The organism is Alkalispirochaeta americana (assembly GCF_900156105.1).
GTDB classification, from domain to species: domain Bacteria; phylum Spirochaetota; class Spirochaetia; order DSM-27196; family Alkalispirochaetaceae; genus Alkalispirochaeta; species Alkalispirochaeta americana.
The window spans coordinates 1-11,659 of the sequence record NZ_FTMS01000030.1; the positions used below are offsets into that span (position 1 = coordinate 1).

The 11,659-nt window shown below is 51.4% G+C and carries 10 protein-coding genes and 1 pseudogene; 8 read left to right on the forward strand and 3 right to left on the reverse strand.

Annotated elements, in window-relative coordinates; genetic code table 11:
* On the reverse strand, positions 1-420 hold a 420-nt coding region (locus BW950_RS14820; RefSeq protein WP_143559271.1), incomplete at its 3' end, for a transposase.
* Positions 421-626: 206 nt separating this feature from the next.
* On the opposite strand from BW950_RS14820, the gene BW950_RS15005 reads away from it, so the two are divergent.
* From BW950_RS15005 to BW950_RS14080, 8 genes are all read left to right on the forward strand, one after another.
* Complete coding sequence (locus BW950_RS15005) at positions 627-1,142, forward strand: hypothetical protein (RefSeq protein ID WP_143559272.1); 516 nt, start codon at positions 627-629, stop codon at positions 1,140-1,142.
* 292 nt (positions 1,143-1,434) lie between these two features.
* A complete protein-coding gene (locus BW950_RS14050; RefSeq protein WP_076489933.1) occupies positions 1,435-2,904 on the forward strand; it encodes a hypothetical protein in 1,470 nt (489 codons plus the stop codon).
* Entirely contained in the window at positions 2,901-3,893 is a 993-nt protein-coding gene (locus BW950_RS14055; protein WP_076489934.1) for an N-acetylneuraminate synthase family protein, read from the forward strand. The genes BW950_RS14050 and BW950_RS14055 overlap by 4 nt, the downstream gene beginning before the upstream one ends.
* The gene (neuC, locus tag BW950_RS14060; RefSeq protein ID WP_076489935.1) at positions 3,890-5,041 is read left to right on the forward strand and encodes a UDP-N-acetylglucosamine 2-epimerase; all 1,152 of its coding nucleotides are present in this window, start codon (positions 3,890-3,892) and stop codon (positions 5,039-5,041) included. Before BW950_RS14055 ends, neuC begins: the two co-directional genes overlap by 4 nt.
* 2 nt (positions 5,042-5,043) lie before the next feature.
* On the forward strand, positions 5,044-5,796 hold the full coding sequence (locus BW950_RS14065) for an acylneuraminate cytidylyltransferase family protein (RefSeq protein WP_076489936.1): 753 nt from the start codon (positions 5,044-5,046) through the stop codon (positions 5,794-5,796).
* Positions 5,789-6,757 carry a 2-hydroxyacid dehydrogenase gene (locus tag BW950_RS14070; RefSeq protein ID WP_076489937.1) on the forward strand — a complete coding sequence of 323 codons (969 nt, stop codon included), beginning with the start codon at positions 5,789-5,791 and terminating at the stop codon, positions 6,755-6,757. Before BW950_RS14065 ends, BW950_RS14070 begins: the two co-directional genes overlap by 8 nt.
* Before the next feature lie 370 nt (positions 6,758-7,127).
* On the forward strand, positions 7,128-7,913 hold the full coding sequence (locus BW950_RS14075) for a sulfotransferase family protein (RefSeq protein ID WP_076489938.1): 786 nt from the start codon (positions 7,128-7,130) through the stop codon (positions 7,911-7,913).
* A gap of 51 nt (positions 7,914-7,964) precedes the next feature.
* The gene (locus BW950_RS14080) at positions 7,965-9,152 is read left to right on the forward strand and encodes a glycosyltransferase (RefSeq protein ID WP_076489939.1); all 1,188 of its coding nucleotides are present in this window, start codon (positions 7,965-7,967) and stop codon (positions 9,150-9,152) included.
* Positions 9,153-9,168: 16 nt separating this feature from the next.
* On the opposite strand, the gene BW950_RS14085 is transcribed toward BW950_RS14080, so the two are convergent.
* Together BW950_RS14085 and BW950_RS14090 are read right to left on the reverse strand one after the other, a co-directional pair.
* On the reverse strand, positions 9,169-11,046 hold the full coding sequence (locus tag BW950_RS14085) for an ABC transporter ATP-binding protein (protein WP_159438817.1): 1,878 nt from the start codon (positions 11,044-11,046) through the stop codon (positions 9,169-9,171).
* Positions 11,047-11,437: 391 nt separating this feature from the next.
* Positions 11,438-11,659: pseudogene (locus BW950_RS14090) on the reverse strand (hypothetical protein); the annotation flags it as partial.

Genomic DNA, 11,659 nt, shown 5'->3' on the forward strand with positions numbered 1-11,659 from the left:
AACGATGGAATCCTTGTAGTAATGAAAAACCATTGCAGATAATGCTTGTTCGAGCAGATGAGAATTTGCATAGACAGCCAGGCGACGGCTGAATGTCGACGAACTGGGTACGACCGTAAATCCGCATATGTGGCGCAGCGATGAATCACCTCGCAAGCGGTCAACCAAAGATGTTGTCGTTTCAATCTGGAAAAACGATTTGGCCATAAACGCCCGAATTATTGCGATGTCATCGTGCGGTCTGCGACCCCGGCCACGATAGCTGGAGGCAACAGCAGGAAAATGCTCTTCGACAATTCGTAACACATGCAGGAAGGCTCGATGCTTCATGGTCAGGTACTCTTCAAAAGAATCCTGAATATCAAAAGAGATATCGAAAAGAATCTGTGCACCACCAATAATTCCTGTTATGCTTTTCATCGGATAGGTTCCTCCCTGGCGTTTTTATTGTGGTTAATTAAAACTACCAGATTACGGGGTTCCTATCCACTTTTTATTTACAGACCTGTTTCACGCGGCGGTGGTTAGCTCAAAAAATACGTCAGCCCGGTATTTTTGCAAGAGCCTCTGGAGATAAAGCACCTTTCTCTTGCGAAAAGATATACATTGATCCTGGTTGTGTAAACTTGGTCCTTCAATCTGAAATTTTTAGTAGGAAAGATTCTGGTCGCATCGTTGATGGGGATTGGGATGTTAATGTAACACCGCTTGAAGATTTTCCGAAGTATAAGATATGTTATGAAAGATTTGTAAATGGCAAAACATGGGATCAAGCAGGTGCTTACGATTTGATGGATGAATTAATGAAGATTAAACCAGGTGCAGATCGTTGCTATTCATCTAGTGATGTAAAAGTTAGATATGATGCCCTGGATGAAGTGTACCGCAAGGTTAAAACCCAGAATGAACTGATGAGCAGAAAAGAAATACATAAGTATAATTTTAGGGAAAGTGGCGGTGTTTATGTTCATATTGATAGAAATTCAAATTTCATTTTTGCCAGAGGTGGGTGCCACAGACTTGCAATATCAAAAATATTGAAATTAAAAATCATTCCGGCACAGGTAGGTGTTGTTCATTATAAAGCACTTCCCTTTTGGAGAAATTGTGTAATCAAAGCCCCTGACAAGAAAATCATATAGTTTCTGCCTGCGTTGGAGCGGTTGAACGCGGGTTTGCCATCTGGAAAAAACCTGAAACGGCTGGATTTTGCTCCAAACACTGAATGTGTGAACGAATAATACCGAAATATAGGATGTCCATAGTACGACGAAAAGACCGCTACCTAAACGGTGCGGACACAGGTGGCTGGTCATCTGCGGCAAGAATAGCGGTGGGGTGGTTCATCTCGCCGTAAAAAAATCGGGAACTTCAAACCCGCCGATCCCCATATGCGATTTGTGAGGTGCCCGTTGTAAAAAATAAGGACAAAATGTGGCAAATAATCAAAAACGGGTTGGTGATGGCATTGAGCTTTACGAAGAATTCATAAAAATAGAAGACAGCTTCGGACTGCTTCGCCCGGGTGATCCTCTTTCCGATATTTGGGAGCGACTACGCTACAGCGTATTTAGTGAGCTTCGTGCGCGCCAAGTGCAATTGAAGGTCGAAGATGCACATCAATTTCCGATTGCATCAAAGACGAGAAGTTCGTGGTTTATCCGTCTGTGTGTGATTGTTCGTGAGGTATGCAACCTTTATATATTCGGCAATCCGATCTGGGCGATCTTTAGGCGTCGAAAGTATGCCTTCTGGGGGCATCCGAGACGTAAGCTTGAGAAAGACGGTTTGTATTGGGACATCTATACCGACCTCATAATAGATCGTTTGGGGCAAGATAACTGTGTCAGTATTGAGCGTGATTGGCATGGTCGTCACTTGACACCAGCCGTGACGCAGAATCTCTTCTACCAGGATAGTCTTGATCTCATTGTCGGGCTCCTGAGGCGCATCCGGAAGCCTCGGTTAAGCGACCAGCAACGTCGGAAACTAGGTCAGTTGGCAATCGCGTTGCGTGAGAGCTTTGGAACAGATTGCTCCATTAGAAAGCGGGGGGCTCGTGTGCACGGACAGGCTGTCACGCAAACAGTAATTTTTCGGTTGTTCCTGCAGCTTCTACAGCCGAAAGTGGTCTTCCTTGTCACCTCAAATGTTCATTGCTCTCTCATAGAGGCTGCCAAGGAACTGGGAATACCTACGGTTGAGTTGCAGCACGCTATTGTGTCGCGGTACTATGTGGTGCTGAGTTATGAGGGTGACCGGCAAAAAAGGAGCGGGCCTGACTACTTTTTCTGTTTCGGCGACCTGTGGAAAGACGCCGCGCAGTTTTCGATTCCAGAAGACCATATTGTCCCTGTTGGGTTCCCGTTTTTGAGCGATAGGTTGAATCAGTACCAGCCCTTTCAGAAGCAGGAACTTATAGTGTTTCTGGCATCCAAGACTCTCGACGACACGTTGGCTAGGATGGCAGCAGGTTTTTCTGAGAAATACGCGGGGCGCATCAAGGTGGTCTATAAACTCCACCCTGAAACCAGATCCATGTGGAGGTCACTCTACCCACAGCTTGCTTCAGCGGCTGAGAACAACCATGTCACCGTGGTTGACGGTCAGACGCCTACGCTCTACGAGCTACTCGCGCAGGCTCGATGGCAGGTCGGTATTGCTTCAACGGCCTTGTTGGAGGGAGCCGCCTTTGGTTGCACTACCTTTGTGCTAAATGCCCCGGGAGTAGAGACCATGAGTTTTCTCTTGGAATGCGGTATGGCGTGTCTGGTTAATAGTGAAGAAGACATAGATCTCACGTTCTCAACGCGATACATGCTCAATGACGTTTTCGCGGACGAATGGTATGATAAGATAAAGCGAGCAACGGAGTTTGTAGAGAGGAAGCACAAGCAAGTATGAATACAAAGATGATTATAGCCGAGATTGGGTCGGTTCATGATGGTTCCTTTGGGAATGCTACCTTTCTTATTCGGGCGGCCGCTGCGGCTGGTGCAAATGTTGTGAAGTTTCAGACCCACATTGCCGAAGCAGAAACTCTGCGAGACGCTCCAATGCCCCCGTACTTCAAAGGTGAACCTCGCTACGAGTATTTCCAGCGCACAAGTTTCACCCCAGAGCAGTGGGCTGGACTCAGGGCAGAATGTACATCCTGCGGGGTGCAGTTCTTGTCCTCGCCGTTTTCCCTGGAAGCAGTAGATCTTCTGGAGTCGGTGGGCATTGATATGTATAAAATTCCCTCGGGTGAAATTACAAATTTACCCCTGCTACATAAAGTTGCGGCTACAGGTAAGCCGATTCTGCTCTCTTCGGGTATGAGTGATTGGTCGGAACTGGATAAAGCGGTTGAAACTGTGCAGACCGGCGGCCCTTTAGTGGTCATGCAGTGTACCTCCGAGTATCCAACACCACCAGAACGGGTAGGGTTGAACGTCCTGTCTGAGATTCACCAGCGTTACAGTTGTACTCTTGGCTTTTCTGATCATACTATTGGCTACGCTGCCCCCTTTGCCGCCGCTGCCTTGGGGGCACAGGTTATTGAAAAACACTTTGCATTTTCGAGGCTAATGTACGGAAGTGACGCGAAAACCTCCATGGAGCCTGACGAGTTTAAAGTTCTATCCCAGGGACTTCATGACATTTGGAAAATGCTGGAAAGCCCGGTAGACAAGAACAGTGTTGAATCCTTACGTGAGATGAAAATGATCTTTGAAAAGAGCATTGTGGCTTCTCGTGCACTTAAGGAAGGGCAAATTATTGAGTTGGCAGATCTTGCCTTCAAAAAACCGGGTACTGGAATACCTGCTGCACATTGGGAGCAGGTAATTGGAAAGACGCTCGCGCACAACGTCGAGCAGGATACACAACTACACTACAAGGACCTGAAATGAAAAAAATCTGCATATTCATTGGCTCACGCGCAAACTATTCCAGCATAAAAGCGGTGATGCGGGCTATACAAAAGCATCCGGAGCTTGAGTTGCAAGTGGTCGCCGGGGCATCTGCGGTACTCGATCGATATGGCTCTGTCATCAACCTCATTGAACAGGACGGATTTTCTGTCGTTGCACGGGTGCATATGCTCATTGAAGGAGAGACTCCCACAACTATGGCAAAGTCTACTGGCCTGGGGCTCATAGAGTTGCCCACAATATTTGAGTCAATCAAGCCCGACATTGTGCTGACGGTAGGGGATCGCTTTGAAACTATGGCCACAACTCTTGCTGCCGCCTACATGAATATTCCAATAGCACACACCATGGGCGGTGAAGTGAGTGGCACGATTGACGAAAGCATTCGACATGCAATTACCAAGTTCGCCCATATTCATTTTCCCGCAAGTCGTGATGCATATGAACGAATTGTTAAGCTGGGCGAGCCCGAGCCATCTGTACATCTTGTCGGTTGTCCGCGCATGGATCTGGTTGCTGAAATGCTATCTGTCAGTCGGTCCGAGGTGGATGAGTCAATATTTCGGTTGGGAGTTGGTGATCGTGTTGACATCGACAAACCCTTCGTGCTGGTCTCCCAGCATCCTGTGACGACAGAGTATGGCACCGGCAGAGAGCAGATTACGGCGACACTACAGGCCGTAAAAAACATTGGGCTACCAGCTATTGTGTTGTGGCCTAATGCAGATGCCGGATCAGATGATATTGCTAAAGGGATCAGAATCTGGCGTGAGAAGGGGCTAGACACCGACATGCACTTCTTCAAGAATTTACCCATCAGCACCTATGTGCAACTCATGAAGCGAACAAAATGCCTTGTCGGAAACTCATCAAGTGGTATTCGAGAAGGGGCTTTTATCGGCACCCCCGTGGTAAATATTGGTACACGACAAGCAGGCCGGGAACGCGGTAGCAATGTCATTGATACCGGCAACGATGCTGACGAAATAGCTTCTGCAATTCAGAAACAGCTTTCTCATGGGCCTTACGGTTTTGAACCAATCTACGGTGATGGAACGGCGGGAGAAAAAATTGCGGACATCCTGTCGAGAACTGTCGTTCAACTTCAAAAGAGAATTACGTATTGAGCATGAAAACACTTGCACTTATTCCTGCCCGCTCTGGGTCAAAAGGGGTTCCGAACAAGAACGTTCAACGCATCCGCAATGTTCCCCTTATTGCGTTTTCCATCTGGACGGCACAACGTGCTGGACTGTTCGATGAAGTGCTGCTTTCGACTGACGACCCGGGCTATTTTGATTCGGTGAAGTGCCTGAACCTGTCCACGGAGTATATCAGACCCCCCGAACTATCCCAGGATACCTCTCCCACAATTGATGCAATTCTTGATGCCCTAGATTGGTATGAAAAAAAGGGAAAAACTTTCGATGCCGTCATGCTATTGCAACCACCTGCCCCCTTTCGTACAGTTGAACACTTATGCAACGCCGTGTCGCTATTAGAGGATCATCCAGAGGCGACTTGTGTTACGGGGATTGTTAGGGTTTGGGATCAGCACCCGGCACGAGTGAAGCGACTCGAAGGGCAAAGACTTGTGGACTTCTGTGAACACGCAGTGGAAATTGAGCCTTCTCGAAGACAAGACCTGCAACCTCCAGCTTATTTGCGGAATGGCAGTATTTATCTATCACGCGTGCAGCTGCTGCGTACCCAACGAAAGGTGTGGGGTGATCATGTACTCGGAATGGAAATGCCGGAAGCGAACTCGGTCAATGTTGATCGTCACCTTGACTTCATCACAGCTTCGTCAATGCTGGACTACGAGCCCTACCGGCCGTATCTGTCTGAGTTTGACGAGCTGATTGAGTTGTACAATGAGTAGTAATGTGCACAAAGTGCTTGTGGGGTTTTTGCCGAGCGACTACCCCGGAGTAGAGGCCTTTGAGAGCTTGGGCGACGTAACGTACCGGCGCTATACCCAAGATTGGCTTAAGGAGCATATTCCCCAGTTTCATATTGTGGTTCCCCATCTATTCGAACATATCAGTTCGGAACTGATTGAAATCGCGACCAATTTACGGGTCATGGCCACGCCGTCAACCGGCTCTGATCACATAGATACAAAGGCTCTTGCAAACAAGGGAGTAAAATTCGTCTCACTCAATGATGATCGGGTTTTTATAGATGGAATTTCTAGCACGGCGGAGCTTTCCTGGATGCTGACCTTGGCCTGTGCTCGCCGTTTGCCAGAACTGCTTGATCGTGTAAACCATGAGCAAAGTTGGGTCAATACCGATATCCGAGGTATGGAGCTCCGAGACAAGACTATTGGCATTATCGGTTATGGCAGGCTTGGCAAGAAGGTTGCACGCTATGCAAACGCCTTTCAGATGAAGGTTCTCATCTATGATATAGACCCGGACGTCATGAATGGTGCGCCTCAAGAGGTAGAGGCCGTTCCGTTGAGCACGTTGCTCGCAAAGTCCGACATTGTTTCCTTGCACCCAAAGCTCAACGAAACAAGCCGGGGAATGATTGCTCATGAGCAGATTGCTCAAATGAAAGATGGTGTCATCATCATCAATACCGCGCGGGGAGCGGTATTGGACTCCAAAGCAGCCTTAGACGGTGTGCAGAGGGGTAAAATAGCTGCTCTTGGACTAGATGTTCTCAACAATGAGTATCAGTCAGCTCAACTACCGAATGATCCACTGATCACCGCCGCTCGTAGTGATTCGCGAATAATCGTCACTCCGCATGCAGGAGGCTCTACCTACGATGCACATGCAAAGGTATTTAGTCGCATCGCCGAGCTCATTGCTGAGAGGTTCGAGCAACAATGACCGAGGCTTCCCCAAAAATGAACGCGCTATTGCACATTGGTTTTCGAAAAACCGCTACCGCAACGTTGCAGAAAAACGTGTTCCCTCAACCTAACGCATGGATAGTCAGAAGTTTTCGGCTTAAGCAAGCCTGCAAAAAAGCTTGTGGGACGAATAATAACGCCAGGATGGCCTGCCTTCATTACTCCTGCGCCAGAGTTCCAGCAAGAAATTCACCGTACAACCAAACCGGGAAACGTCTTATTGGAGTCTGAGTACTGTGATATCGTCATATGACTGGACTCTTGGTAATATTGTAGTTCTGTGGCTCAAGGAGCTCTCGTACAACTCCCCCATAAACTTGAATCTCTTAAGTCGAGGAACCTAAAAAATGAAAAAAAAGACTACGCACAGACTTGGCCGTGTGCTCAAGCTACAACGCAATCGAATTCTGCTTGCAGGCTCAAAATCAAAAATTAATTACAGAAATTTTCACCATAAGCACAATGTCTCCATTTATCCAGAATATCGATTAATATATAATAGGTTGAAAAAATCAGGAAACACAACAATTACTGCCTTTCTGAATGATATTCTTGGTTCGGAGTCATACGCGAACGCTCGCGATCTGAAAAAGTGCTTGGTCAAACCCGAGCATCTGACTGTTCGGCAAGTGCTTGATTTGAAAGACTATTATTCTTTTTCGATTGTGCGGAACCCTTACTATCGGGTTCTATCGGCGTATCTGGAGAAGCTTACCGGCCAAAAAGTGAACGGGAAATATACCGAGATTCCTGGTGTTGGTCGTTCATCGCCCGAGGGTTTTGCGACTTTTTTGCGGTTCCTTGCTGCTGGAGGTCTCTACGAGAACCGTCATTGGTGGCCTCAAGTGGATTCGCTTTTTCAACCCGTCGAGGAATTTTCATTTATTGGAAAACTCGAAAAAATTGTTGATGAAATGGGAATAATATTGGAAGCGAATGGTCTTGACCCCGTTCTGGCACAGAGCCTTGCAAGACCGCATGAGTACGAGTTACAGGAAAGTGAGACCAGGATAACGTCAGCACAACGGCGAGCTGCGGAATTCTATTCCGACGAAGCCGTGTCAATTGTTTCGACGCTATTTGAGAAAGATTTTAAAGCATTTGGTTATGCCACTGATCCCGAGTGGTCGTGAGATCTGACCAGCGCATTGTATTTCACACAAACCACTATGCCGAGGACAGAAATGACAACACAAAAACACCCCGGCCCGATCAAGGTCCTGCATGTAATTTCCGGACTTACCATCGGGGGCGCCGAGATGATGCTCTATAAGCTTCTGCGCGAGACCGATCCCTCCAGGGTGGCTCCGGCGGTTTTGTCACTGAGCTCCGGAGGTCCCCTGGCAACGGATATTACGGACCTGGGAATACCCCTTTGGGAGATCCCCATGCCGGGAGGAATGCCCCGGAGAGGGTTTCGGCCTGCCTTCCGCGAGGTTCTGGCCCGGGTCCAGCCCGATGTGGTTGCTTCCTGGATGTACCGGGCAAACGCCGTGTGCAGTGCTCTGGTTCCAGAGCCCACGCCCCTGGTCTGGCACATCCGCCAGTCCCTGGATCATAACAGTTCCCAGCGGCTTCTCTTCCGCTTTACCCGGCAGGTGAACCGGGCCATCACGCAACCCTGGGGGCGGCTCCTGGGGCGTTCGCCCGATATGGCCCTCTACAATAGTTATGCCAGCCGCGATCAGCATCGCCGGGCCGGGTACCGCGCGAGCCGGGACGGGGTGATCCCCAACGGTTTTGACCTGGATCTCTTCCGGCCGCAGGAGGACCTCCGGCGGCTGGCCCGACAGAGGTGGGGGTTCGGAGATGACGAGTTGCTTTTCGGGATTGTCGGGCGCTATCACCCGATCAAGAACCACATCGGCTTTGTTCGTGCCGCCGGGCATGTCCGGCAGGAACGGAAAACGGCCCGGTTTGTCATGATCGGGCGGGGGCTCGACAGGGAAAACCGGATCCTTCTGAAGGAGATTGCCGCCCGGGGGTTGGAGGATTCGGTGCTTCTTCTGGGGGAGCAGCGGAATCTGCCCGAGGTCTATAACGGTCTGGATATTCTGGTGAGTGCCTCCCTCGTGGAGGCCTTTCCGAATGTTCTGGGCGAGGGCATGGCCTGCGGACGTCCCTGCATTGCAACTGCCGTGGGTGATTCTTCCCGGGTTTTGGGAGACACGGGGCTGACCGTTGCTGCCGGTGATTCGCGCCTGCTGGGTGAGGCGATGCTGGAGGCTGCCCGGTGGCCCCTGCAGGAGCGCACCCGCCGCAGCGTGGCCGCCCGGGCTCGCGTGGAGGACCACTTCTCGATTCCCTCGGTGGCCAGGGCTTTTCAGGAGGCCTATGAGGGCGTTCTGCCCGAGGGGCCTTTCGGGGGGTAGTGCTTCCGGGAGCGAGTTACTCACTCACCCGGGCCATGTCCTGAAACGCGCTGTTCTCTGCCAGGAGTTCCTCGTAGGATCCCCGGGCCACGATGCGCCCTTTATCGAGCAGGTAGATAGTATCGGCCTTCCTGAGCGTTGCCAGGCGGTGGGCGATAATGATGATCGTCTTGCTGCCCGTGAGTTCTTCGATGGCCTCCATGATGGCGCTCTCGGTCATCCCGTCCAGGGCGCTGGTAGCCTCGTCCATGACCAGCACATCGGGGTTGGTATAGAGGGCCCGGGCAATGCCCAGACGCTGACGTTGCCCTCCCGAGAGGCGAAGACCTCGTTCTCCCACGGTGCCATCGTATCCTCCGGGAAGCTCCTCCTCAATGAAATGTCCAAGATTGGCAATGTGAGCGGCTCTGCGCACAGCCTGGTGATCAAGGTGTTCAGGAGGTATGCCAAAGGCAATATTCTCGGTGATGGTGCCATCGGTGAGGTATATCGACTGGGGCACGTAGCCAAGATTGGCCTGCCAGGTCCGGAGGTTCTCCTCGGTTACCTCCACACCATCGACACAGACCCGCCCCTCCGTGGGCCGAAGGAGCCCCAGAATGATGTCCACCAGGGTGGTCTTGCCGCACCCGGTGGTTCCAACCAACCCGATCGTTGTGTTCCTGGAGATAGTCAGGCTCTGGTTGTGGATCACCCCTTCCGATGCTCCGGGGTAGGTGAAACTGAGATTCTCCAGGCTGATCTCACGGGTGAAGGGGAGGGGTTCAACTTCCAGAGCCGATGGTGCAGATAGTGCATCGACCATCCCGCTTCTGGCTCCGGTGGAACTGTCGGACTGGTTGAAATGTTCAAAGATAAGCTCCACCGTGGACTGATAGGCCTGAACTTTTGCAAGGGCAACAAAAATGTGCTGAACCTTGGGCATCAGCCGGCTTCCGGCAAAGACATAGAGCCCGATTACAGGAATGTATTCCCCGGGGTTCTCCGAGAGTGCCATGATCATGGTGATGGCGGTTACAATGCCCCCGTAGACGATGGCGTTCAGCAAAAAGGCCGGAGATTTGCCAATAACGTCAATTTTTGTCGAGGCCCGGGCCATCTTTTTGGAGGGCTTTGCAAAGCGTTCCAGGAAGAACCGTTCCTTTCCCAGGAGCTTTACATCCTTGATGCCCGCCAGGGCCTCCATGGTTGCGGTGAACCGTTCTGTATTGGCCCGCAGCCGGCGTCTGCCAAGGACCGAGAGCACCCCCCGGACTCCCAGGAAAATAAGCCCGTAGAGGCCCCCCACAACAAGAGCAACCACACTTGCCACCAGGGGGTCCACGGCGATCAGGATGGCAGCAACGGAGATACAGACGACACAATCGGTTATGCCGTCGAGGAGAGGAGTAATATAGCGATTAACCAGCATTCTTACCTCGGCCAGAACGTTTTTGGAGAGCTCCGTGCTGTTCTGATTCAGGAAGAACACATAGGGATTGGAGAGGTATGTAGCCAGCAATCGGGAACTCAGGCTGTGGCCCCGCATGTAGGCAAAACGGGCCTTGGCGTATTTCACCAGGATGGTGAAGAGGTTTTGCATCACAATGAAGGAGGTCACCACCACACCCAGGAAAATGAGAAACCGCGTTGTGCTGGTAAACCCGAAGAACTCATAGGCCCGGGAGAGGTAGGGGTTTGTCTCCACCAGCGTGGGATCTGCGGCAACGGCGAGAAAGGGCATTATCGATCCCACGCCTGCCATCTCCACAAAAGCCAGAATCAGAATCATGAAAAGCACCAGCACCAGGGATCGACGCTCGGACGCATCAAGGATCTTCCAGAAGAGGCGTATCGATGCGGTCAAACTCAGGTTTGATGGTTTTCCCTTCTGGGCGCGTGCTATTGCTCTCACGTGAACTCCTTGGTTGTTGTCTTTGCGTAACGGAGTGTTTCCCGCACTGTGCATTATAGCAGGTTTGTGTCTCTCTTCAATCCTGGCCAGGCCGGCGGGATCACCCGGAAATAGCCGTTCAGGGGTTGAACGCCAGAGAAAATCTGCTATACCGCACCCTGCATTGACGCCTGCGGTCAGGCAACCAGATCAGCCATCGGATAACCGGAACCAGGATCACCTGGAGCGAGCGTATTCGCAGCCTGTCCCTGATGAGGGGAGGGGGGGCGTCCCGGCAGCCGAAACCGGCCGCCGTCGGGCCATGCGGGGGTTCCGTCGGGGCCTGCAGGCCCCGACTGCCTTCGGCACCCCTCCTGTCCCTGACGCGTGTGTGCTGGCCCCAGGGGAAGGGTTAATCCTCCCTGGCCAGCAGAGCCTGCAACTCGGCCAGGGGGAAGTCTACAATAGGGGCGATCTCTTCCAGGGTCATGCCTGTTGCCAGCAGCCTGCGGGCAACCAGAAGCGCCTCCTCCTGGCGGCCTTCCTGAAGCCCCTCCTGGTGTCCCTCCATCTTTAACAGCTGGGCCGTACTCATAATATCCTCCTGGAGAACCTGATCGGTCACCTCGGATTG